At 62.2% G+C, this 20,880-nt stretch carries 25 protein-coding genes and 1 pseudogene; 13 read left to right on the top strand and 13 right to left on the bottom strand.

Features of this window, described 5'->3' with window-relative positions:
• Nucleotides 1-47 precede the first annotated feature (47 nt).
• The 4 genes from M1E05_RS09855 to M1E05_RS09840 all read left to right on the top strand — a co-directional run bounded on the left by M1E05_RS09855 (nt 48) and on the right by M1E05_RS09840 (nt 3,428).
• Complete coding sequence (locus tag M1E05_RS09855; RefSeq protein WP_461165133.1) at nt 48-1,004, top strand: phosphotransferase enzyme family protein; 957 nt, start codon at nt 48-50, stop codon at nt 1,002-1,004.
• Nucleotides 1,005-1,035: 31 nt separating this feature from the next.
• Nucleotides 1,036-1,416 (top strand): VOC family protein, encoded by a 381-nt coding sequence (locus M1E05_RS09850; protein WP_458111064.1) that lies wholly within the window; start codon nt 1,036-1,038, stop codon nt 1,414-1,416.
• Nucleotides 1,417-1,554: 138 nt separating this feature from the next.
• On the top strand, nt 1,555-2,385 hold the full coding sequence (locus M1E05_RS09845) for a hypothetical protein (protein WP_458111065.1): 831 nt from the start codon (nt 1,555-1,557) through the stop codon (nt 2,383-2,385).
• 17 nt (nt 2,386-2,402) lie between these two features.
• Nucleotides 2,403-3,428 carry an NAD-dependent epimerase/dehydratase family protein gene (locus M1E05_RS09840; RefSeq protein ID WP_461165132.1) on the top strand — a complete coding sequence of 342 codons (1,026 nt, stop codon included), beginning with the start codon at nt 2,403-2,405 and terminating at the stop codon, nt 3,426-3,428.
• Here the strand turns inward: M1E05_RS09840 and M1E05_RS09835 are convergent.
• Complete coding sequence (locus M1E05_RS09835; RefSeq protein ID WP_461165131.1) at nt 3,418-4,506, bottom strand: LacI family DNA-binding transcriptional regulator; 1,089 nt, start codon at nt 4,504-4,506, stop codon at nt 3,418-3,420. The genes M1E05_RS09840 and M1E05_RS09835 overlap by 11 nt on opposite strands.
• A 109-nt stretch (nt 4,507-4,615) precedes the next feature.
• On the opposite strand from M1E05_RS09835, the gene M1E05_RS09830 reads away from it, so the two are divergent.
• The 3 genes from M1E05_RS09830 to M1E05_RS09820 all read left to right on the top strand — a co-directional run bounded on the left by M1E05_RS09830 (nt 4,616) and on the right by M1E05_RS09820 (nt 7,929).
• Nucleotides 4,616-5,542: a carbohydrate ABC transporter permease gene (locus M1E05_RS09830; protein WP_461165130.1), complete on the top strand. Its 927-nt coding sequence runs from the start codon at nt 4,616-4,618 to the stop codon at nt 5,540-5,542.
• A 2-nt stretch (nt 5,543-5,544) separates the two neighbouring features.
• Complete coding sequence (locus M1E05_RS09825) at nt 5,545-6,486, top strand: carbohydrate ABC transporter permease (protein ID WP_461165129.1); 942 nt, start codon at nt 5,545-5,547, stop codon at nt 6,484-6,486.
• Nucleotides 6,487-6,588: 102 nt separating this feature from the next.
• Nucleotides 6,589-7,929, top strand: a complete 1,341-nt coding sequence (locus tag M1E05_RS09820; RefSeq protein WP_461165128.1) for an ABC transporter substrate-binding protein — start codon at nt 6,589-6,591, stop codon at nt 7,927-7,929.
• An 81-nt stretch (nt 7,930-8,010) separates the two neighbouring features.
• On the opposite strand, the gene M1E05_RS09815 is transcribed toward M1E05_RS09820, so the two are convergent.
• The 3 genes from M1E05_RS09815 to M1E05_RS09805 all read right to left on the bottom strand — a co-directional run bounded on the left by M1E05_RS09815 (nt 8,011) and on the right by M1E05_RS09805 (nt 11,159).
• Nucleotides 8,011-9,822 (bottom strand): glycoside hydrolase family 15 protein, encoded by a 1,812-nt coding sequence (locus tag M1E05_RS09815; protein ID WP_461165127.1) that lies wholly within the window; start codon nt 9,820-9,822, stop codon nt 8,011-8,013.
• Entirely contained in the window at nt 9,819-10,316 is a 498-nt protein-coding gene (locus M1E05_RS09810; protein ID WP_461165126.1) for a hypothetical protein, read from the bottom strand. Before M1E05_RS09810 ends, M1E05_RS09815 begins: the two co-directional genes overlap by 4 nt.
• A gap of 81 nt (nt 10,317-10,397) precedes the next feature.
• Complete coding sequence (locus tag M1E05_RS09805) at nt 10,398-11,159, bottom strand: SOS response-associated peptidase (RefSeq protein ID WP_461165223.1); 762 nt, start codon at nt 11,157-11,159, stop codon at nt 10,398-10,400.
• Nucleotides 11,160-11,294: 135 nt separating this feature from the next.
• Between M1E05_RS09805 and M1E05_RS09800 the strand changes: the two genes are divergently transcribed.
• On the top strand, nt 11,295-11,564 hold the full coding sequence (locus tag M1E05_RS09800) for a mycoredoxin (RefSeq protein ID WP_309105310.1): 270 nt from the start codon (nt 11,295-11,297) through the stop codon (nt 11,562-11,564).
• A 32-nt stretch (nt 11,565-11,596) separates the two neighbouring features.
• Here the strand turns inward: M1E05_RS09800 and M1E05_RS09795 are convergent, their stop codons facing one another.
• Nucleotides 11,597-12,340, bottom strand: a complete 744-nt coding sequence (locus M1E05_RS09795) for a lipoate--protein ligase family protein (RefSeq protein WP_461165125.1) — start codon at nt 12,338-12,340, stop codon at nt 11,597-11,599.
• Nucleotides 12,337-13,143 (bottom strand): thioesterase family protein, encoded by an 807-nt coding sequence (locus M1E05_RS09790; protein WP_461165124.1) that lies wholly within the window; start codon nt 13,141-13,143, stop codon nt 12,337-12,339. The genes M1E05_RS09795 and M1E05_RS09790 overlap by 4 nt, the downstream gene beginning before the upstream one ends.
• 219 nt (nt 13,144-13,362) lie before the next feature.
• Here M1E05_RS09790 and M1E05_RS09785 point away from each other — a divergent pair, with 219 nt between their 5' ends.
• On the top strand, nt 13,363-14,067 hold the full coding sequence (locus M1E05_RS09785; RefSeq protein ID WP_458114510.1) for an endonuclease/exonuclease/phosphatase family protein: 705 nt from the start codon (nt 13,363-13,365) through the stop codon (nt 14,065-14,067).
• On the opposite strand, the gene M1E05_RS09780 is transcribed toward M1E05_RS09785, so the two are convergent.
• Both M1E05_RS09780 and M1E05_RS09775 read right to left on the bottom strand, forming a co-directional pair.
• The gene (locus tag M1E05_RS09780) at nt 14,034-14,573 is read right to left on the bottom strand and encodes an NUDIX domain-containing protein (protein ID WP_458111075.1); all 540 of its coding nucleotides are present in this window, start codon (nt 14,571-14,573) and stop codon (nt 14,034-14,036) included. The two genes, M1E05_RS09785 and M1E05_RS09780, sit on opposite strands and share 34 nt — an antisense overlap.
• A complete protein-coding gene (locus M1E05_RS09775; RefSeq protein WP_461165123.1) occupies nt 14,570-14,767 on the bottom strand; it encodes a DUF1918 domain-containing protein in 198 nt (65 codons plus the stop codon). The genes M1E05_RS09780 and M1E05_RS09775 overlap by 4 nt, the downstream gene beginning before the upstream one ends.
• A 93-nt stretch (nt 14,768-14,860) precedes the next feature.
• On the opposite strand from M1E05_RS09775, the gene M1E05_RS09770 reads away from it, so the two are divergent.
• Together M1E05_RS09770 and M1E05_RS09765 are read left to right on the top strand one after the other, a co-directional pair.
• Nucleotides 14,861-15,397: a metallophosphoesterase family protein gene (locus tag M1E05_RS09770; protein ID WP_461165122.1), complete on the top strand. Its 537-nt coding sequence runs from the start codon at nt 14,861-14,863 to the stop codon at nt 15,395-15,397.
• A 14-nt stretch (nt 15,398-15,411) separates the two neighbouring features.
• Nucleotides 15,412-15,543 carry a hypothetical protein gene (locus tag M1E05_RS09765; protein WP_461165121.1) on the top strand — a complete coding sequence of 44 codons (132 nt, stop codon included), beginning with the start codon at nt 15,412-15,414 and terminating at the stop codon, nt 15,541-15,543.
• On the opposite strand, the gene M1E05_RS09760 is transcribed toward M1E05_RS09765, so the two are convergent.
• The 4 genes from M1E05_RS09760 to M1E05_RS09745 all read right to left on the bottom strand — a co-directional run bounded on the left by M1E05_RS09760 (nt 15,540) and on the right by M1E05_RS09745 (nt 18,204).
• Nucleotides 15,540-16,733, bottom strand: a complete 1,194-nt coding sequence (locus M1E05_RS09760; protein ID WP_461165120.1) for a type II toxin-antitoxin system HipA family toxin — start codon at nt 16,731-16,733, stop codon at nt 15,540-15,542. The two genes, M1E05_RS09765 and M1E05_RS09760, sit on opposite strands and share 4 nt — an antisense overlap.
• Nucleotides 16,734-16,744: 11 nt before the next feature.
• A complete protein-coding gene (locus tag M1E05_RS09755; RefSeq protein ID WP_309105318.1) occupies nt 16,745-16,942 on the bottom strand; it encodes a helix-turn-helix transcriptional regulator in 198 nt (65 codons plus the stop codon).
• Between the two features lie 177 nt (nt 16,943-17,119).
• Nucleotides 17,120-17,389, bottom strand: coding sequence for a hypothetical protein (locus tag M1E05_RS09750; protein WP_458111079.1), 270 nt, complete (start codon nt 17,387-17,389; stop codon nt 17,120-17,122).
• A gap of 53 nt (nt 17,390-17,442) precedes the next feature.
• Nucleotides 17,443-18,204 (bottom strand): DNA alkylation repair protein, encoded by a 762-nt coding sequence (locus M1E05_RS09745; protein WP_461165119.1) that lies wholly within the window; start codon nt 18,202-18,204, stop codon nt 17,443-17,445.
• Between M1E05_RS09745 and M1E05_RS09740 the strand changes: the two are divergent.
• Nucleotides 18,145-19,040, top strand: a pseudogene (locus M1E05_RS09740) (ribonuclease Z). The gene M1E05_RS09745 and the pseudogene M1E05_RS09740 sit on opposite strands and share 60 nt — an antisense overlap.
• 13 nt (nt 19,041-19,053) lie before the next feature.
• Here M1E05_RS09740 and M1E05_RS09735 read toward each other — a convergent pair.
• Nucleotides 19,054-19,449, bottom strand: a complete 396-nt coding sequence (locus M1E05_RS09735) for a GNAT family N-acetyltransferase (protein WP_458111082.1) — start codon at nt 19,447-19,449, stop codon at nt 19,054-19,056.
• Between the two features lie 151 nt (nt 19,450-19,600).
• Between M1E05_RS09735 and M1E05_RS09730 the strand changes: the two genes are divergently transcribed.
• Nucleotides 19,601-20,857, top strand: coding sequence for an MFS transporter (locus M1E05_RS09730; protein WP_461165118.1), 1,257 nt, complete (start codon nt 19,601-19,603; stop codon nt 20,855-20,857).
• Nucleotides 20,858-20,880: the final 23 nt, after the last annotated feature.

The raw sequence follows: 20,880 nt of genomic DNA, 5'->3' as shown, positions 1-20,880 counted from the left end.
GACGCGACGTCAAAGGCAATCAATTCGGCAGTATTAGACTTCTGAAGATGTTTCCACCTGGGTTATCGATGCTTTGGGAATCGACAGAACCACAAATCGCGCTGAAGAACAGGTTTGGCCTTGGCAGCTTCGACGAAGCAGCCGGCTGGCTCACCAAGGTTCTCGCCGAATCCTGGGCGATTGAGGTGAAGGCCTGCGAGCGAATCATCATCAGCGACCACAACGCCATCGCCTGGATCAGCACGGACCGCGGACGCTTGGTGGCGAAGTGGTCCCGTGATGAGGATCAGTTCGTCAAATTTTCCGGAACCGCAGATCTGCTGGCTGCGCTGCACAAAGAAGGGCTGCCAGTGGCGCCCCCGCTGGCGGCCACTGACGGCAGGCACCGAGTGATCTTCGATTCCTCGTCCGTCACGGTGCAACCTCATATAGACGGCGACCTGCTTGACGTCACTGCTGACACAGCGGTCCGAAAGGCCGGGGCCTCTCTGGCCCGCTTGCACTGCGCTTTGGCAACGCAGGGAGACAGCCGGTTGACCAAGCTAGGGCGACACACTGGTGGAACGCTGGATTTGCGGCGGCGGATAGGGACCTGGCTGCAGCATGCGGACATCGGGAGGGCGCCGGAAGCGTCAGCAAGACTTCGTGACCGGATAGCGTCGCTGCCGCCGATCGACAGCGATCCGCAGCTGATCCACAACGACTACAGGGCCTCCAATTTGCTCACCTCTGGTACAGGGGTCATCGCCGTTCTCGACTTCGACGAGGTCGCCCTGGACTACTGCGTCAGCGACCTCGCGTACGCTTTCGTCTTCCTCGGAACCCGGTTCACCAATTGGCAACCAACACCGCCCAGGGTCCGCGAGGCCCTTCTGCATGGATACGAAACAGTGAGGCCACTCACACAGCTTGAACGCCAGTGGCTACACATTCTCGCACTATGGCAGGGAATCAATGCAATCCCCCCCGGCGACGATCCGGCGGGGTGGGCAAGGGCTGTGTGATGTCCCTCCCGCAGTCGGCTATCGTGGTGCCATGCCGAGCCGATTAGCTGTTATCGCCATCGACGCGATCCACCCACAGGTGGTGGCCGAATTCTGGTGTGCCGTCCTTGACTGGCATGTTGTTGACGAGGATACGGACATCATCAGCATCGGACCGCAGGATGGGAGCTCGCCTTCCATTGACGTCATCGCGGTGCCCGAAGGCAAGACCGTCAAAAACCGGCTGCATTTCGACCTCCGGGCTGACGGCGTGTCCACCGCGGAGGAGCTTGAGCGCCTGCTCGCCCTCGGCGCCCGGCGCACAGACGTGGGTCAGGGGCCGGACGTCAGTTGGGTGGTTCTCAGCGATCCCGAGGGAAACGAGTTCTGTCTGTTATCCCGATCCGTCCAGGATGTCGAAGGCGAGACCTGAGTCTCACCTTCCGCCCGGCGCCAACGTCACGGTCTGAATACAAAAACTCCCACAGCCCCGGAAGTTCTATCCCGGCACTACGATCAGCCCTAATCTTGGATTCATAAGCATGCTTTCGATTATTTAGGGGTGGTTCAAGTGAAAAACTTGTCCGTGCTCAGCCTGGCCGCAGCTGCCGCCGTCGCCCTGTCCTCCTGCACCGGAGGTGGCGGTTCCGGCACCACCAGCCCCGGCAGCCCTACCCCGACAGAGGCGCAAAGCAAGGTCTACAGCCAGGAAGAACTCCGGGATCTGGTGTCAGGAATGAAGGACGACGACGGGAACGAGCTCCGGCTCTACTCCCCGGAGCAGGTCGACCAGGGTGAGAGGATTGCGCGGCTCCTGATGGGTACAGCAACCGTGAATCCCGGCGGCTGCAGGTCCATTGCCACCGCCGGGTTGCTTGAAAGCGTGGAAAACGGCGAAGTAGCCGTGGCAGTTTCCGAAAGCGAGGAACCCCGCACCCTGTCAGCACAGTCCGGCCCGGGAGGACCCGACGCCGAGTCACTGGTCAGGGACATCCGGGGAAAGATGGGCGAATGCGCCCAATTCACGGTCGACGTCGCGGGTCAACGGCTCGATGTCAAAAGTGAAGAACTCCAGGCCCAAACTCACGCGGACGAAACGTTCGCCACCCTCAGCACCCGTGGCGAAGGCACATCGGACATGCTGATGCAGGTTTCAGCCGGGAAGGACAGGCTGCTCGTCGTGGCTACGAAGAGCGGTGCCTCCCTTGGCGACGCCGATCAGAAGGAACTGGAGAAACTCATTAACGATGCCCTGGACAAGGCCGACGACGGTTCCTCACCGACAGCCACAAGCTCACCTACCAGTACGGTAACTGTCTCCCCGTCCCCGACAGGGTCCGGACCCGACAACACAACCGAGCCGTCGCCGTCGGGCACGGGAGGGGCGGGAGGCAGCAGCTGAGCCGATAGAGTCGGCGTATGTCAAAAGCTGTGATTTTGGGAGGAACCGGGGTCATTGGACAGGCTGCGGCGCGCCGGTTTCTGGCCGCCGGCTGGCAGGTCGATGTGTGCAGCCGGAACCCTGACCGGATGCCGGCGGATCTGGCGGCGAACGGTGCACGGCACAGGATCCTGGACAGGGCCGATGCTTCATCACTTCGGTCAGTCCTGAACAATGGCGCCGATCTGCTGGTCGATTGCCTTGCCTTTACTGCCGCAGACGCCCGGCTCGTGATCCCGTTCCTTGGGTCCGTCGGGTCGACGGTAATGATCTCAAGCAAGGCTGTTTACGTCGACGGCGACGGCAGGCACGTCAACTCTGAGGTGCGCCCGCAATTCAACAGCCCCATCTCTGAGACGAACCCGACGCTGGCTGCAGGGAGCGGTGACTACAACACCGCCGAGGGATACGGCCCCAACAAAGTAGCGGCAGAACAGGCCTTCCTCGCCAGCGGGAGTCCGGTTACCGTCATCAGCGCCTCAAAAGTTCATGGCCAGGGTGCCGCTCCCGGACGCGAATGGTTCTTCGTGAAGCGGATCCTGGATGGTCGATCCGCTATTTTCCTCCGCAACGGCGGAACGTCAATCGATCACACCAGCGCTGCCGTAAACCTCGCAGCACTGATCGAAACTGTCGCAGGGCTGCCTGGATCCCGCGTGCTCAATGGAGCAGATCCTGATGCGCCCACTGTCCTGGAGATTGCGCGCACCGCTGCCGGACATTTCCGGCACTCCTGGGCGGAAGTGCTATTGGAAGAGGACTCCACGTCCGACGTCGGACGGACGCCTTGGGATACCGCCTCGCCAATCGTGCTGGATATGAGCGCCGCCGCCAAACTCGGTTATGTTCCCGTGGGAACGTACGGGCAAACCGTGTCCGAAACCCTCGATTGGCTCGCTGGCGCCTTCCGCAAGGATGGTACAGGAGCCCAGGGCCTGCCCTTCTTTGAAGGCCGCTTCGACTACGGTGCCGAAGATGAGTACCTAAAAATACTCACGCATTGACGTCGAGGTCCCGCGGGGCTGCCGTGCTCTCGCGGACCACCAGGCTCGTGGGGACGAGGACCATGCCGGGTTCAGTGGAATTACTCCGGATCTGGTGGAGGATGTCGTCCACGCAGCGGTGCCCCACCTGCGCGAAGTCCTGGTGAACTGTAGTCAGCGGCGGGCTGTAGGACGACGCTTCCGGCACGTCGTCGAATCCCACCAGACTGATGTCCCCAGGGACTGCCTTGCCCTTCTCCCGGAACGCCCGGAGGACGCCAAGAGCCATGTGATCGTTGGCGGTGAAAACAGCCGTGCAGCCCTCCTGCCCGGCGAGCCAGAGTCCGGCTTGGTACCCCGACTCGGCCGACCAGTCTCCCCGCACTACCGGCGGGAGGTCCTTTCCGTGAGCCAGCAGGGTTTCCCGCCAGGCCTGCTGGCGCCGGCCGCTCGCGAATGATTCCTCCGGTCCTGCCACATGCCAGACAGTCTGATGTCCCAGGCCAAGGAGGTGCTCCACGGCCTTGTGCGCGCCGTCAGCCTGATCCGTATCCACCACGCTGTACGACTCACCGGCATTGGAATCCACGACGACCACCTTGACTCCCGGGGGCACCGAGACTGTGGCGGCATCCAGGAGATGGATCTCCATGATGGCGATAACGCCGTCGACGGCCAACTCCCCCATTCGTGAGAAAGCCCCCTGAACCTCTGCCTGAGTTGGTGCTGTCACCGGGATAAGCGTGATGGCGTAGTCCTTTTTGGCGGCATGAACGGCGATGGCCTCCAACGTCCTGACGTTACCGATCGAGGAGAGGGAGAAGAGGATAACCCCGATGGTGCGGAAGCTGCCGCGTTTCAGGGCACGGGCAGCGCTGTTGGGCCGGTATCCGAGCTCGTTCATAGCGGAGATGACCTGCTGGCGGGTCGCCTCAATGACATCCGGGCTGCCGTTGGAGACCCTGGAGACTGTCTGCGACGACACACCGGCAAGCTCTGCCACATCGGCCATGGATACCCGCCGCTTCCGGTCACCGGCCGGAGATCCCTGCTGGACTTCCGTGGCAGCAGGGCGAGGTTGACCAGACTTTGTGAGCATGCCAACATCGTACCCAATCATGTTTACGTAAACACCACATTACGAGCCAACGCATGTTTACGTAACCAAAGCCCTGCTTCCACTCATTTGAGAACGCAAAGGACCTTTCATGACAACGGCGTCCCCTACGCTGGCCGCGCCCGCGGCCTCCGCTGCATTCGAGCGGAAACCCCGCCGGAGATCTTGGGCAGGATGGTGGTTTATTGGCCCTTTTATGGCGGTGTTTGCCCTGGTATTCCTCGCGCCAATCACTTACTCGATCTACCTGAGCGTCTTCCGGAACCAGCTCATCGGCGGGACCACCTTCGTCGGCCTGGACAATTACGTCCGCGCCCTGACTGATCCGCAGTTCTGGTCTGCCCTGGGGCGGGTCTCACTGTTCCTCACCGTCCAGGTACCGGTGATGCTCTTTATCGCCCTGCTTGTGGCCCTGGCGCTGGACAGCGGCCGCTTGTACGGGAAGTCCTTCTTCCGCATCTCGATCTTCCTGCCCTACGCAGTACCCGCTGTGGTGGCTGCCCTTATGTGGGGATTCATGTACGGAACACGCTTCGGGTTGGTCGGGAACATCAACCAGGCACTCGGACTGTCCCTGCCGAGCCCGCTGTCCGCCGAACTCGTCCTTCTCTCCATCGGGAACATCGTGACGTGGGAGTTCATCGGCTACAACATGCTGATCTTCTTCTCCGCGCTTACGGTGATTCCGAAGTCACTCTACGAGGCAGCCGAAATCGACGGGGCGGGGCAGGTCAGGGTCATTACAGCCATCAAACTGCCGGCCATCCGGGGCGCCATTGTGGTTGCGACGATTTTCTCCGTCATCGGGAGCTTCCAGCTCTTCAACGAACCGAGCATCCTCAAAAGCCTGTCGCCAAACACCATTTCCACATACTTCACCCCCAACCTGTACGCCTACTCCCTCTCCTTCTCGGGCCAGCAGTACAACTACTCCGCCACAGTTGCCATCATCATGGGCCTGCTCACGATGGCAATCGCCTTCGCCGTTCAGGTTCGCGGCATGCGAAAGGAACACTGACCATGAGCGCCCCCACGGCCACCCGCCCCGGCACCATCCCCCCGTCCGGACGATCCGCCTCCCCAGTGCGCCTCCGGTCCTCCCGTACTTCCCCGAAGCGCCGACCGCGGAGAAGCATAGGGCTGACTCTCGCCATGGGCCTGGTTCTCCTCTACAGCCTTGCGCCGCTGTTCTGGCTGCTCGTCAACTCCACCAAGACCCAGGAAGGGCTCTTCAGCTCCTTCGGCCTCTGGTTCGACAACGACTTCGCCCTGTGGGACAACATTGCCCGTACTGCCACGTATGACGGCGGAATATTCCTCCGCTGGCTCGCCAACACCGTCCTGTACGTGGTCCTCGGCGCCGGCGGTGCCACCTTCCTTGCCGTGCTTGGCGGCTACGCGCTCGCGAAGTTCGACTTCCCTGGCAAGAGGGGTGTTTTCGCCGTAGTCATCGGCGCAGTCGCCGTACCAGGTACAGCGCTGGCTGTTCCGACCTTCCTCATGTTCAGCCAAATGGGCCTGACGAACACTCCCTGGGCCGTGATCATTCCCTCCCTCATCTCCCCGTTCGGCCTCTACCTGATGTGGACGTTCGCCTCTGAAGCGATCCCCACCGAGATCCTGGAGTCCGCCCGCATTGATGGAGCCAGTGAAGTGCGCACGTTTTTCCAGGTCTGCCTGCCGCTGCTGACGCCGGGCATTGTCACTGTGCTGCTGTTCACGATGGTCGCGACGTGGAACAACTATTTCCTCCCGCTGATCATGCTGAAGAACCCGGACTGGTACCCCCTCACCCTTGGCCTGAACGCGTGGAACGCCCAGGCCGCCACCGCCGGAGGTGAATCAATCTTCAACCTCGTCATTACCGGATCGCTGCTCACCATCCTGCCCCTCATCGCCGCCTTCCTGCTCCTGCAGCGCTATTGGCAGTCCGGACTTTCGGCCGGAAGCGTCAAAGAATAACGTCCTCCTCCCACCATGGGTCCGTCGCAGCGGGCTCCCCAGAACGCACTCGGCACCACCGCGCTCCGTACATGCACCACTAACGCAAGTAGAAGGAAGACCATGAATAAAACTTTGACCCGTCGCGGCCTGCTGCAAGGTTCGGCAGTCGCAGCAGCACTCGCACTGGGCCTGACCGGCTGCGGGGGCGGCGCCCCCGCAGCCCAACAGACCGTCAGCAGCAACGCCGTCGAAGAAGCCCTTCAAAAGGGCGGCAAGCTCACTGTATGGGCCTGGGAGCCGACGCTTAAGAAAGTCGTAGAGGGCTTCGAAGCCAAGTACCCCAACGTGGACGTTGAACTCGTCAACGCCGGTACGGGCAATGACCAGTACACCGCCCTTCAGAACGCCATCTCAGCAGGATCCGGCGTCCCTGACGTTGCGCAGATCGAGTACTACGCACTCCCCCAGTTTTCGCTTGCCAAGTCTGTGACTGATCTCTCCCAGTTCGGCGCCTCGGAATTGAAGGACACCTTCACGCCCGGCCCGTGGGCTTCGGTGCAGGCCGCAGGCGGGGTTTACGGGCTGCCGATGGACTCAGGTCCCATGGCACTGTTCTACAACAAAGAGGTGTTCGACAAACACGGGATAGCCGTGCCCAAGACCTGGGACGAATTCCTGGAAGCCGGCCGCGCCTTGAAAAAGGCGGATCCAAACGCGTACATCGCCAACGACACCGGCGATGCGGGCTTTACGACGAGCATGATCTGGCAGGCCGGCGGAAAGCCGTACAAGGTGGACGGCAGCAACGTCACTGTCGACTTCTCCGATGAAGGCTCCAAAAAATTCACCGAAACCTGGCAGAAGCTTATCGACGAGGAACTCCTGGCTCCCGTCGGTTCCTGGAGCGATGAGTGGTACAAGGGCCTTGGCAGCGGCACTATCGCCACCTTGCCCATCGGTGCCTGGATGCCCGGCAACCTCTCCTCCGGTGTGGCCGAGGGAGAAGGCAAATGGCGCGCGGCGCCCCTTCCCCTGTGGGAGGAAGGCGGCAAGAGCAGCTCCGAAAACGGCGGAAGCTCACTGGCCATCCCGGCCGCCGGCAGCCAGGCTGCCCTTGCCTACGGCTTCCTCAAATACTCCAACGTCGATGACGGCGTGAAGACCCGCATTGACGGCGGCTCGTTCCCCGCCACGGCAAAGGAAATCTCTTCCCCCGAGTTCCTCAACGCGGAATTCAAGTACTTCGGCGGCCAGCAGGCCAACAAGGTCTTTGCCGAATCCGCTCAGGACGTGGTCCAGGGCTGGTCCTACCTGCCGTTCCAGGTGTACGCCAACAGCATTTTCAACGACACCGTTGGCCAGGCCTACGTCTCCGACACGAAACTCACGGAGGGGCTGACGGCCTGGCAAGAGGCCACGGTCAAGTACGGCTCCGAGCAGGGCTTCACCGTAAAGGAGTAGCTGAAACACTGGGGGGCGCGGGCATAACACCCGCGCCCCCACTTTTTAATCAGGTTTTTTAATCAGGCACGACGCCGGTAATCACGCGTCGCGAAGCGCCAGGGCTGCCTGGACAAGCGCGGCATGGGTGAGGGCCTGGGGAAAGTTGCCGAGCATGGCTCCAGTAGAAGGATCGATTTCTTCGCTGTACAGGCCCAGCGGGTTGGCCACACCCAAAAGCGCTTCGAAGAGTTCAGTGGCTTCGGACCGTCTGTCGGTGAATGCCAGGGCCTGAACAAGCCAGAATGAACAAGGCAAAAAGGCACCCTCCGTTCCCGGAAGACCATCCCGGCCTGGCGGATAACGGTAGAGGAGCGGGTAACCTGCAGACAGTTCCTTCCGAACGGCGTCGACTGTTCCGTTGACGCGGGGCGAGTCTCTTTCTTCAAGACCGATGACCGGAAGAACCAGCAGCGCGGCGTCCAGGTCAGAGGATCCGAAGGTACGGGTGTAGGAGTTCAAGATGGGGTCGAAACCCTTACTCCTGATCTCGGCGGCAACATCGTCCCTGGCCTTTTCCCATCGCAGTCGTTGCGACCGGCGAAGAGGATGGGTTTCAGCGATCCGGAGGGCGCGGTCCAGCGTCAGCCATCCCATCATCTTGGAGTGCACATGGTGGGATGCGTCCGCCCGGATCTCCCATATGCCGGCATCCGGATCCCGCCAGTGTGAGGCTACAAGATCGGTGAATCCCCGCATTGCCCTCCAGGTTTCCGAATAGAGCCGCTGACCGCTTTCCACAAAAAGCCAGGCGGCATCCAGGACCCAGCCGTAGCCGTCCAGCTGGTGTTGGCTTGCAGCCGCATTGCCTGTGCGGACCGGCGCGCTGCCCGCATATCCGGGCCACTCCTCGAGGATGCGTTCACGAGGGACTCGACCCCCGGCCAAAGTCAGCAGGGCAGGCAGCCGTGGCCGCTGGAGCCTGCTGGCGTGCAACAGCCAGCCGAGGAAGTTCACAGCTTCAGCTGACTTTCCTACGCCTAGGAAGGAACCGACCCCAATGCTCGCATCCCGTGGCCACGCGTATCTGTAATCCCAGTTGCGTATCCCGCCCACCGCTTCAGGCAGTGACGTGGTGGGGGCCGCAACAGGCGCCCCTGAGGGAGAATACGTCAGCAGCCGAAGCGTGAGCAGGCTCCTGAGGACAGCCTCGCGGAAGGGAACCGTGTTGCCGCTATCGATCCCGTCCATCCAGTCGCGCCAACGGAGTTCGTCGGCTTCGACCAGATCCCAGGCTGTTGCCGGGTTGACATAGATAAGCGGCTCGCCGTATGCCACAGCCATGACGAGTGTCACCGGCTGGCCAGGTGTGACGGTCAGTGACGCGGGCTTGCCTGGTTCCAGCTGCAGCTCTTGGCTGCAGCCCAGGGACAGAGCCAGGGGGCCCCATTCGCAGACGAGATGCGGTCCGGGGCGGACGCGCGGGCGGCGGTGTTTTTCGCCAAGCCGGGGGTCGAAGTTCACCACTGCCGGCATGGGCGAACCTTCTGCCCGGAGACGCCTGACCAGAATAGTCGTGGGCAGCAATTGGCCGGACACCTCGGACACCATTGCCTCAGTGAGAACAAGGCGACCTTCTCCACGGCTCCATACCGTTTCCAGGGTTGCACTGTTGTGGCGGTATTGGCGCGTCACCCGCCGTGCAGGCAGGACGGGTCCGGCCAGAAAGGTTCCTGCTTCGGCCCCACCGAGGAGTACGCCGAATACAGGTTCCCCGTCGAATGAGGGGACGCAAAACCAATCTATGGCACCGTCTGCCGAGACAAGGGCCGCCGTGCGTGTATCGCCCAGCAGCCCGTAATCTCCAATGGGCGGGTAGTTCAGTCCTTCCGGAACTCTGTTTGCCGGCTTCACGATGCCCTCAGCAGGAGTCCGAGCACAGCGCCGTAGATCACATGGGCGACTATGGCGACAGCCGGCGTCTGAATGCCGTAATTAAGGCCCAGCAAGCCGGGCGGTTCCAGCACAGCGGTACTGGACGGGCCTGCCCTCGTGGAAGCCATACGGGGGTGGATTGCCGGCAGGAGCGGCAGGATCACGGTCAGGGCAACCGCTACATGCAGAAGTCCAAGCACTGCTCCGAGCCACCAGGTTGCCTGGCCAAGGAGGGTGAATACTGCGGCGTAGCCCAAGGCGAAGACCTGGCCCGCGGCGAGGTGGATGAAGAAACCAGCGATCCGCGCGCGGTCCGGATCAGGTGTAAGCAAGGAGCCGAGCACCAGCGGCAGGTCAAGCCGCGTCCAACCAGCCATTTGCGCGACGATCATGACGACGGTCAGCGCGGTGGTTGCGAGCAGACCGAACAGCGCCCAGCCTTGCCAGTCCATCTCAGTCGCCTCCACTGACATCGACTCTTCTAAAACAAGTTACTTTGACTTTAGAACGCCTTACTCGTGCAGTCAATCATTCAGCGGGCGGCGGCAGAGCAGCTAGAACAGAGCCTCCGCCGTCTCGATCGGTTCCACTCGCTGGATGAGTTCGGCGGAATCGTTGCGCACACTTCCCACGGGGGCGCCCACCGGATCGATTCTCCAGCCCTCCGCCACCCGGTGGGCCTGGGAACGAACCGAGTGGACCAGCGCCGCCGGATCAACAGCTCCGGGGCTCAGCCATTCAGCCATGGCCGCGGCGCTCATGGCCACGGGAACCCGATCATGAAGCGCGGCCAGCTCCCCCAAAACCGGCTCTTCGGATCCTTCCCGCCGTGATCCTTCCGTCTTGGAGGACGTTGTCAGGATGGAGGTCGAGAGGATCCAGCGAGCCGGATCACCCGCGGCCTTGGAAAGGTCCCTCCACCATTCGTACACCCCGGCGAAGACCATTCCGCCGTCGTCGGCCGCTCGCACGTAGTACGGCTGCTTGCCCTTGCCGGAGCCTTTCCATTCGTAGTAACCGTCGGCCGGTAACGCGCAGCGCCTGGAGGTAACAGCTTCCCGGAAGGCGGGCTTCTCCAGGACTGTTTCGCTGCGGGCGTTGATCATCTTGGCGCCGATGCCCGGATCTTTCGCCCACGAGGGAACCAGACCCCAGCGCGCCAAATGCAACTGCCGTGCCACGCCGCCATCAATAAGCCTTTCCAGCACAACGGGAACGTCAGTGGTAGGAGCAATGTTCCACGAGGGCCGCACCGTAAGTTCCTGGTCCAGCTCAGCATCAAACCTGGCAAGAAGGTCTCCCACGGCCCGGGCCATCACATAGCGTCCACACATCCGATCAGCATGCCATCACTGCCCGTCCGGTGTCATGTAGGGCCCTCAAGAGCAAAGGAATACCGGCCTGCAGGTTACCGTTGAAGCAAAGGAACCCCCTGATTGAAGGAGAAACCCGTGGACTTTACCCCGGAAGACGGCACCATCACCATGTTTTCGACCACCTGGTGCGGTTACTGCAACCGGCTGAAGAAGCAGCTTGATGGTCAAGGCATCGGCTACACCGAAATCAACATCGAGGAAGTAGCAGGCACCGCCGAACTCGTGGAGCAACTCAACGGCGGCAACCAGACGGTCCCCACCGTCCTGTTCCCGGACGGCACCGCGGCCACCAACCCCTCACTTGCAGAGGTCAAGAGCCGGCTCGGGGCCCTGGCGGCGCTCTAGGAAAGTGTCCGCCTGAACGTTAAGGCCGGACGTTAGGGGTGGACGCTTGCGAAGGCCCCGAGGTTCAGGCCTGTGTAGCCGCCATAGGTATTGATGACAGCTGCCTCGATGGCAGGCACATCAAGGCCGGGTACCAGATCGTTCACAGCTCCCGCCGTCCTGGGATCCCAGTCGAGCCCCAGGGCGGCGTAACTGGCCGTGAGGACCTCGCGGATCGGCTCTGAATTCTCCACCACGATCACCGAGCTGAACAGCCACCCGCCCGACACAACACGCTGTGCTGTGCCGATCAGCTTGACCTGCCTGCCAGGATCATCGGCAGCCTGTCCGTGAACACTGAACTCCCCGGGGCAGTACTCCCCTGGTATCTCTCCGACCGCGGCCTGCACGCCGACGCTGCGCAGAGCCTCGGCCAGAAGCTCACCAAAAAATGCAAACCTTCCCTTTGCCCCGGCAATGGCGTCCCGGTGCGGTTCCACGTGATCAATAATCAGGGTGCCCTCGTGATAGGCAGCGGCCCGCCCCCCGGCCCGGCGGACCAGCGGTTCGAATCCAAGTTTCCGGCAGGCCTCAGCGGCGGCCTCGAATCCGGGGAGGTTGGCATCCCGTTGGCCGAACGCAACTGTCGGTGCGGGGCGGTAGAGCCTGAGGCTTGGGCCGACCTCCCCGGTCTTGACCTTGCCAAGGAGCTCGATGCCAAACTCCAGGTCCCGCGCCGCCCCAAGCGACTCCTCCTGCCGGAACACTGTGAGCGTCGGCGGCGGCCCGTCTGTCATGGGGTTTTACGCAAGGTCAGGATCTGTTCTGCCCGGCCGAAGGGACCCTGGAGATCGTGCAACACCGTTGAGGTCAGCCCAATACCGTCGGCACCGAAGGAGACGGCGTTATCCAGCCCCAGCCACTCACCCGACGGTTCGCGGTACATATGAATCTGCAGGTCCACATTGGGAAAGGCATAGCTACCGGCGCCGGGGGGCACCCGTGCGGCGATGCCATTGGCTGTGTCTACCAGGCCAATGAGCCGTGCGACATCGCCGCTGTCCACTGCATTGGTCAGCGGATGGGACGTGCGGAGCCACACCTTGCCGGACCCGGGACGATGCCCCTCCGCCACCCGCATTTCCAGTGAAGCGATAAAGCCGCCCGGCCAAACGCTGGCGCCGTCGTAAGGCTTGCAATCCTCTAACGCGGGGATCGGGGTCTCCTCGATGGCCGCTACAGCTGAGGTGTCGCTTGTCATCATCCGCCAGGCCGTGGCCCGGATTGCAACGCGGCCGCCTGCCACCAGCTCGGCCTGGACCAGCTCAATGGTCCGTCCCGGGCGCAGGGTTGTTGTAACGATGCTGAATTCGCCGCCGGGAATCAGTCCCAGGATCTCGTAGCTGAGACGGGCCATCCTCAATCCGGTCCGCGGCTCGTGACGTTCCAGGCATTCCGCCATCAGCCCGGACGCCGGAGCCATGTGCTGTTCATGCTCATTCCAGGCACCCTGGGCGTGAATGGTGGAGCGGAAGCGTCCGCCACCCAAGGACTGGTAGTAAAAGTCGCCTTCGGCAAGTTCCGGGAGAGCAGCAGTCAACGGTGACCCTTTCGCCTCGCTGTTGCAGATTCCAGAACACACTATCTCTTTCCGCGGCGTCCTTCCGCCGTCGGTGGCCGATGGGGATCGCCGTGACCGCCGGGACAGGCCTTGCACACCCGGACGCGCTGAAGACATTTCCGGCACGCACGCTTTTGACTGGGTAGACTCGGTGACTGGTTTCCTATCCAACTTCCCTCCGAAGAGGTGCTCACCCTGATACGAGTCATCAGCTACAACCTCCGGAAGCACAAGGCCAGCGGTGAACTGCTCAACCTGACCCAGGACTTCGAGATCGACATCCTCTGCCTGCAGGAGTGCGACACGACAGACCTGCCCGAAATCCTGGGGCCTCTGCATCTGGCCGATGCAACCAAGGGCAACCGCCTGGGCCTCGCCATCTATTACAGGATGGACCGCTTCGCCTCGCATGAAACGAAGACGTTTGCGCTGAAGAAGTCCCTTCACGACCTCGTGCTGGCGCCTGCCCACGAGCGGCTGATCGGCATCCGCGTCACGGACAAGGAGACCGACCACGAACTGGTGATTGCTTCGTTCCATGCGGCTCCCCTGACGGCGTCAAATTCCTTGCGGCGCAACCAGATTCATGCCGCCCACGCCGAACTGCTCGGCATGGGGGCCGGCCTGATGACCCTGATGGTCGGCGATTTCAATTACCCGTTCTTCACCAAGAACCTCACCGAACACATGAAGAACTCCGGGTATGAGTTGTCACTCAGCGACCGTCGAACGTACACGCGGTACAAGGTCTTCAAGGGTCACTTCGACTTTGCGACGTCGCTGGGGCTCAACATCGAAAGTGTTGAGACCCTGCCCCGGGGCGCTTCGGATCACCTGCCCATCCTCGTCACGGCGCAGTACGGCGAAGACTACGGGCCCATCCAGGGGATAACTGAGTCCTGACGGGCGTCCTCCAGCAGCCTCGCCCGAAGTTCAGGCCAGGATGAAGCGAAGCCCGGGTGAAGCTCCTTTTGGTGGACCGTATCGAGTGGAACCCATTCGAGGGCAATACTCTCGGGATCGTTGATGGCGGGTTCGAAGGGCTCCAGCGCGCGGGCTACCACTGTTGTGTAGGACCAGTAGCCGATGTCGAGCACTGATGTGAACAGAACCTCCACACCGTCAGGGGGAACGGCGGCTTCCTCGAACGCCTCACGGAGCGCACCCTCCACCGCATCCTCGCCTTGATGCAGGGCTCCGCCGGGCAGGCCCCAGGTACCGCCGCGGTCGCTCCAGACCGCTCTGTGCTGCAGCAGGATGCCGCGCGCAACGTCATGGACCAGTACGCCGGCAGCACCGAAACGGCCCCAATATCTGCCGTGCTCCCCTTCCACCCAGGCGTCGCCGGGGTCACGGGGACCAGGACGTCGGGGCGGACCTTCTGATGGCTGGTGAATGGATCCGTTCATTCAGCAGGTGGCTGTTTACGGTCGACGACGAAATCCCCGCCGGGAAAGACGATAGTCTCGTGACCGTCGTCGAACCTCACCTGGTACGGTGGAGCGCCGTCTGCCCCGCGGACTTCGATGATTTGGCCGTGCCGGTCCGCTAACTCGACGGTCTTGCCGCGGATGGTGATGCGGTCGCCTTGGGTTGCTTTCATGGCAATTTACCTCCCAGCCATAGAGTACTTCGCGCCCATGTGCCGGGGGAACAGGATGCTGACAGGGAATCGCGGCCCATGGGAATATGCCCTATGACCGTCCGGCTTTTGTTGGTTTCAGACACCCATGTCCCTGTACGTGCACGGAAGCTTCCGGAGCAGGTGTGGGCCGCGGTAGCCTCCGCCGATGTGGTTTTTCATGCCGGCGATTGGGTGTCAGTGGAGTTGCTGGACGAGTTTGAGAAGCGCAGCCGCCGGCTCGTTGGCGTCTACGGCAACAACGACGGCGAGGACCTCCGCCTCAGGCTGCCGGAAACCGCAGCAGTCACTCTTGAAGGCGTCCACTTCGCCATGATCCATGAAACGGGGCAGGCCGCGGGCCGTGAGCAGCGATGCGAAGCATTGTTTCCGGAAGCGGATGTCCTCGTCTTCGGACACAGCCACATTCCCTGGGACACAACGTCGCAACGTGGCCTGCGCTTGCTGAATCCAGGGTCGCCAACAGACCGCCGTCGCCAACCAGTGTGCACCTACATGGCCGCAACCGTGGCTGACGGAACGCTCTGGAACGTGGAACTGGTGGAGGTGCAGCGAAGAGCTTCGCCGGAACGCACGAGAACTACACGTTGAGGCAGTCCGACGGGATGACTGTTCTCGACGTTGAGATCGATGTGGACGCGGACAGCGACGACGAGTTCGTTCAGATGCTCAACGACCTGTGGCCTAAGGCTCTGGACAAGCTTAAGGCAATGTGTGAACGGGAAGCCTCCCGCTAGTCCTGCAGCTGGCTGCGGCGAAACCGCAGTTCACGCTGGGCACCACGCAGCGGGGACCCGGAAAATGGCAAGGAATCCAGATCGATGGCAGTCGCGGCCGTTATCGCCAGACGGTTGGCTGACGCTGCTGCCTTGTCCGGCAAGCCGATGGATGCAGCAAACTCCGCCCAGTGCTTGGCCTTAAGGTTCTTCGTCTTCCCGGCGACCGGAAGGGCAAGGCTGTCATCCCCATAAACCAAGGTGCAGGGGATGTCATAGATGGGAGCCATCACAAAGCCCCTGCTTCCGCCCAGGATCGCGAGGTTCTTGGCGTGGAGGTCTCCGTTGCCAGTGAGCCAGGCGAAGACGAACTGCAGATACAGGTTACGTCCCGCCACCATCGGTGCCTGGCAGATCCGCATCAGGGCCGTTGCCACGTCTTCGGAGTTGACGGCGTACTTGGAAGCGGGCGGGAGGCCTAGAACCTGGGTTCCGTCCTCAAACGGCAACCGGACCCAGCTCCCGTCCGCACTCTTGACCCTGTCAAAGCGTTGCACGAGCAAACCCGGAAGCCCGTTCCTGTCCGAGATCACCGAGCTCACCGCCACCGGAATCTTCAGTGCCCTCGCGGCTGACAGGTGCATTGACTCGTTCACCACTAGATGCGGATGTTCCGGCGGATCAAGCTTGAGCAGATACCGCTGGCCCCTCAAAGCCAACGGCGTGGTGAGCATGGAGGCACTGGTCTTCCGCTGCACCCCTGGGAGTCCGTGAAGATCCACAACATCCGCCAAGGCGGAGAAATCGAGCTCCTCGGGCCGGGTGGTATCGGCCAGGGGCGGAGGTTCCTCCGGCAATGCACCAGCCGGAACCACCTGCACATCGCCGGGGACATCTGCTCCCACTGCAAGCAGGAGGGTCAGTTCGTCGTCGAAGCTGGTCTTGGCGGCGTTCTTCAGCACGGTCAGTCGGTGCCCTTCGGGCAGCAGCCCCGCGAAGAAGGGAGGCAGGGCGCCGGCAGGGGTTTCTACAGGCGTTTCCGACAATGGCAACGAGATGGCAACTGGCAGTCCCTGTCCGTTCAGGTACTTCCGCTCGTAGGAGAACCTCACGCCGCCGTGATCAGTCCTTGCGAGTTGACCGGCAAGAACGCCGTTCTTGTAGACATCGGCCGTCCTGACGAACTTGAGCTGCTGCAGATCCTGCGGCATGAGCGGCGCCGTCATTCTGCCGCCAGATGGAGCCCAAGCACATTGGCGATCGCTACGACGGCCCGCAATGACGGGTTTCCCGTTGCCGTTTCCAGGCCACGCACGGTCCGTTCAGACGTTCCGGCCAGATGCGCGAGGTCTTCCTGAGTGAGGCCCGCTTCTTTCCGCGCAGCACGAATGCTTGACGCGATGGACTGAACGTCCTCCATGGTTTCGCTCCTCAAAGGCCTCCGATAGGGGCAGAATTTTGCCGGTTAGGGCATCTTGTACTCCCATCGTTCCCTAAAGAGGGCATTTCGGCAATATTTTGCCGAATTAGAGGATCGGGTGACGCTGGAACATATCCCAAGCGCTAATCGGCAGGATACTACCGTTTTACTTGCTGCTCAACTCGAGGCGTCCTTCTCGATCTCCTCGGCGAGATCATCGACGTCTTCGGGGCGCATCTCTATGCCTGCCTCATCCAGACGCTCTTCAAGAACATGGCTCACGTCATCCTGGACATGGCCCAGCCTGACATCGTCGCGAATATCCTCGGCGATTCTTTCCACGGTTTCAGCGCTGTCTTCACGAGCAGGGCGGGCGGGATTCCCCACGTCCAGGCCCTCTGTTACGCCTGAAGGAACATCTCCGGTATCGGCTGCAGAATCACTCATACCTCATGGTGGCCGGACACCGGAACAGGGTCAAGAAGCCGCGAATAGGAGGATCAACCGTCGTGGAACGAGAATTCAAGTCCTGGTCCGTTTTTCGCAGTTTCCCCAACAACACGTGAGATAGCCGCCCTGACTGCCAGTCCGCCGTCGGACATCTCCTCAGCGTTTTCAAGCGCCAGGCTCGCCCTCCGGACAAAGGCGGTCCAACTGTCCGCGCTCCGTCGAAGCTCGCGAAGTTGGGAGAGTATGGCCGCCCGCCGTAGCCACTTGTCGGGGTCCCGTGCCCAGCGGTCCAGGACGCTGTCGGCCCGCACGCGTCCCAGTACGTCCAACCCTGTCACCAACGGGCCAATCACGTCGACTGCAAGCGGATCCACCAGTTCAGGCAGGCGTGAGTCCCGCACAAAGCCCTCAAGCCGTGTCAGATCGGTATTCTTCAAAAGACGGACATGGGATTGCAGGAGGACTATCGCAGCCAGCCGACGCTCGAAGACCGGGACTTCCCATAGTTCGGAGCTCAGCGCAGTGATCTCGTCATGGGTCAGGCCACGGTATCGGCGGGAAGCATCGCGGATCGCGCCTCGGACAGCGCCAACAGAGGCGCCATAGAAACGCAGGTCACCACCTAAGCGGTCCTGTGCATCCTGCGCCCGGTACCAAGAGCCCTCCCGTTGCAGGGCGGCGTCCACGAATTCGCCCGGATCAGTCACGCGTCCATTCTCGCTTGTTGGCGGAGCCGTGGCACACTCGGTTCCATGCGTGAATTCGTGGTCCTCGGCACCGCCTCCCAGGTCCCCACCCGGACCCGCAATCATAACGGCTATCTGCTGCTGTGGGACGGTGAGGGCCTGCTCTTCGACCCCGGCGAGGGTACACAGCGCCAAATGATGCTCGCAGGCGTTTCGGCCACCCAAATCACCCGCATCTGCCTCACCCACGTCCATGGCGACCACTGCTACGGCCTGCCGGGAGTGCTTTCCCGGATGGTCCTGGACGGCGTCCAGCACCCGGTTCATCTGCACTTTCCCGCTTCCGGCGAGGACGTGGTCCGGGCCCTGGTATCCTCGCCTCCCCCGGCCTTGATCTTCGGCTGCGTCCGCACGGCGCCAACGCAATGGTGGCTCCTGGCCTGGAGGTGCGGCCGCTCAACCACAGGATCGAGACATACGGCTACCGGCTCGTGGAACCCGACGGCCGCACCCTCCTTCCTGAGCGGCTGGCCGCGGCTGGGATTTCAGGACCCGAGGTCGGCCGGCTCCAACGGGAAGGACGCCTGGCCGGCGTGCGTCTGGAGGACGTCAGCGTGCCGCGGCCCGGGCAGCGCTTTGCTTTTGTGATGGACACGGCAGCGTGCGCTGGGGCGGAGGAGCTTGCCGACGGCGTCGATCTGCTGGTGGCGGAGTGCACGTTCAGTGACGACGACGCCGCGCTCGCTGAGCAATACCGTCACCTCACAGCCGGCCAAGCTGGTGATCTGGCGGCCGGCGGGGACGTTGGCACTCTCATTTTGACGCACTTCTCAGCCCGCTACGAGGACGTCGCGCCACTGGCCGGGCAGGCCAAAGCCCGCGCAGGCCGGACCACCGTCCTAGCCGCGAACGACCTCGACCGGATCCCATTTCCCAAGAGGCAGCGGGGCATGGCCGGCTAGCGGAGCACTGCGTCTAGCGGAGCTGGATCAGCCCCGCATTCGTAGGGCGGAAACCGCAGGCCTCGAAGTAGAAGCTCTTGAGATGATCGTCGAAGTCAACATGTAGCCATTCACAGCCGGCCGCCTTAGCTTGCTCCGTTGCCACGGAGACGAGTTTCTTGCCAATGCCTTGGCGGCGCGCTCGATCCGCGACCAACGTGTCTTCAATGAACGCGTGCACCTGTCCATCCCAGATCACATTGACGAACCCCACCAGACCTTGCTCGTCGCGTGCTGTAACCCAACCCAGGCTGAAGCGCGCGAGCATGCCAGTCCAATCGTCGTCGCCGGGTTCATGGTTGAAGCCCTCTGCGTGCAGTTGGTTGATCTCTTCGTTCTGAAACGTGCCGCGCCATTCCAAGGTGGTCATGCTGAACAGCATTGCAGATAGATGCTTGCTCGCGTACCGTTGCAACAAGTTCGTGAACGTTCACGTTTCGCCCGCACGGCGGGATTCAAAAACTGCAATCCGATCCCAAATGCCGTTGAAACCGCCAAGCCGAAAAGAAGAATCGAAACCTATGTCGCTTGCTCCGCTTCTGGATCAACTCCCTACCAAGGCCCTGCGTCATGCCCGCCTTGGAGTCAACGTACTGTTCTTCACCAACGGCGCCATCTTCGCCAGCCTTCTGCCGAGGTATCCGGAGATCAAAGCCGATCTCGGGCTGACGAACGCTGCCTTTGGCTTCGCCATTGCTGCTTTTCCGGTGGGCGCGGTCCTGGCTGGCCTGAGTGCAGGCCCGCTGGTTCGCCGGTTTCGTTCTTCCAGAGTGGCAATCGTCGCAACAGTGCTGTCCTCGCTGGGGATCCTCCTCGCGGGAAACGCTCCAGCCTGGGTGGCCCTTGCCGTCGGTCTTTTCGTCGCCGGCGCGATGGACTCCATCACGGATGTTGCGCAGAACTCCCACGGCCTTCGAGTCCAGAGGCTCTACGGAAGATCGATTCTTAACTCCTTCCATGCGGTCTGGAGTGTGGGGGCTGTAATGGGAGGCCTCCTGGGTGCCGCTGCAGCAGGGATGGCCCTACCCCGTCCCCTTCACCTCGCCCTGGCGGCCGTGATTTTCAGCCTCATGGCTGTTCTTTCCTACCGGCTGCTGCTTCCCGGGCAGGAACCAGCCGAGCCCGCCGCGGAAGGGGATGTCCGCGAAGGGGATACGGGCGAAGGCCCGCCCGGCGGGGACGCGAAGCGATCGGATGGTGCCTCAGGTCAATCCATGGCCAAGTACGGAGTCCTTCTTGCGCTGGTGATGATCGCCTCAGCCGGGGCGCTCGTAGAGGACTCGGGCAGCACCTGGTCTGCCATTTACCTCGCAGGTTCCCTTGAAGCCTCTGCCTTTATGGCAGGCGCTGGTTTTGTGGCCTTGCAGGGAATGCAGTTTGTGGGCCGGATACTGGGTGACCGGATGGTGGACCGCTTCGGTCAGCGCGCCGTTGCGCGCACCGGGGGCTTCATCGTCTTGCTGGGAATGGGCTGCGCACTCATGTTCCCCACAGTTGTTGGGAGCGTCATAGGATTCGGCCTTGCGGGATTCGGTGTTGCCACCCTTATCCCGGCGGCGATGCACGCTGCCGACGAACTGCCCGGGTTCCGTCCGGGCGCGGGACTCGCCATCGTCAGCTGGTTGCTCCGCCTCGGTTTCCTCTTTGCACCTCCCCTCGTCGGTGCCATTGCAGATGCCTCTTCCCTGCGCCTCGGCCTGGTTGTTGTCCCCGTCGCAGGCCTGCTGGTCATCGTCTTCGTCCGAGTCCTTGCGCCAAGGGCCACACCTCTGGAATAGCCACTGAAGGGCCGCAGGCCCAG

Source organism: Arthrobacter sp. R4-81, assembly GCF_054792365.1.
This window is presented reverse-complemented; position numbering and strand designations above follow the sequence as displayed.

Coding starts and splice junctions, on each gene's coding strand:
- M1E05_RS09825 (WP_461165129.1), top strand. CDS start 5,545: ATGAGCGCCCCCACGGCCACCCGCCCCGGCACCATCCCCCCGTCCGGA.
- M1E05_RS09735 (WP_458111082.1), bottom strand. CDS start 19,449: ATGACCACCTTGGAATGGCGCGGCACGTTTCAGAACGAAGAGATCAAC.
- M1E05_RS09810 (WP_461165126.1), bottom strand. CDS start 10,316: ATGTCAGTGGAGGCGACTGAGATGGACTGGCAAGGCTGGGCGCTGTTC.
- M1E05_RS09775 (WP_461165123.1), bottom strand. CDS start 14,767: ATGAAAGCAACCCAAGGCGACCGCATCACCATCCGCGGCAAGACCGTC.
- M1E05_RS09780 (WP_458111075.1), bottom strand. CDS start 14,573: ATGAACGGATCCATTCACCAGCCATCAGAAGGTCCGCCCCGACGTCCT.
- M1E05_RS09850 (WP_458111064.1), top strand. CDS start 1,036: ATGCCGAGCCGATTAGCTGTTATCGCCATCGACGCGATCCACCCACAG.
- M1E05_RS09820 (WP_461165128.1), top strand. CDS start 6,589: ATGAATAAAACTTTGACCCGTCGCGGCCTGCTGCAAGGTTCGGCAGTC.
- M1E05_RS09795 (WP_461165125.1), bottom strand. CDS start 12,340: ATGACAGACGGGCCGCCGCCGACGCTCACAGTGTTCCGGCAGGAGGAG.
- M1E05_RS09835 (WP_461165131.1), bottom strand. CDS start 4,506: ATGCTCACAAAGTCTGGTCAACCTCGCCCTGCTGCCACGGAAGTCCAG.
- M1E05_RS09755 (WP_309105318.1), bottom strand. CDS start 16,942: ATGGAGGACGTTCAGTCCATCGCGTCAAGCATTCGTGCTGCGCGGAAA.
- M1E05_RS09855 (WP_461165133.1), top strand. CDS start 48: ATGTTTCCACCTGGGTTATCGATGCTTTGGGAATCGACAGAACCACAA.
- M1E05_RS09760 (WP_461165120.1), bottom strand. CDS start 16,733: ATGCCGCAGGATCTGCAGCAGCTCAAGTTCGTCAGGACGGCCGATGTC.
- M1E05_RS09770 (WP_461165122.1), top strand. CDS start 14,861: ATGACCGTCCGGCTTTTGTTGGTTTCAGACACCCATGTCCCTGTACGT.
- M1E05_RS09840 (WP_461165132.1), top strand. CDS start 2,403: ATGTCAAAAGCTGTGATTTTGGGAGGAACCGGGGTCATTGGACAGGCT.
- M1E05_RS09830 (WP_461165130.1), top strand. CDS start 4,616: ATGACAACGGCGTCCCCTACGCTGGCCGCGCCCGCGGCCTCCGCTGCA.
- M1E05_RS09745 (WP_461165119.1), bottom strand. CDS start 18,204: ATGATTGCGGGTCCGGGTGGGGACCTGGGAGGCGGTGCCGAGGACCAC.
- M1E05_RS09730 (WP_461165118.1), top strand. CDS start 19,601: ATGTCGCTTGCTCCGCTTCTGGATCAACTCCCTACCAAGGCCCTGCGT.
- M1E05_RS09750 (WP_458111079.1), bottom strand. CDS start 17,389: ATGAGTGATTCTGCAGCCGATACCGGAGATGTTCCTTCAGGCGTAACA.
- M1E05_RS09765 (WP_461165121.1), top strand. CDS start 15,412: ATGACTGTTCTCGACGTTGAGATCGATGTGGACGCGGACAGCGACGAC.
- M1E05_RS09805 (WP_461165223.1), bottom strand. CDS start 11,159: ATGGCCCGGGCCGTGGGAGACCTTCTTGCCAGGTTTGATGCTGAGCTG.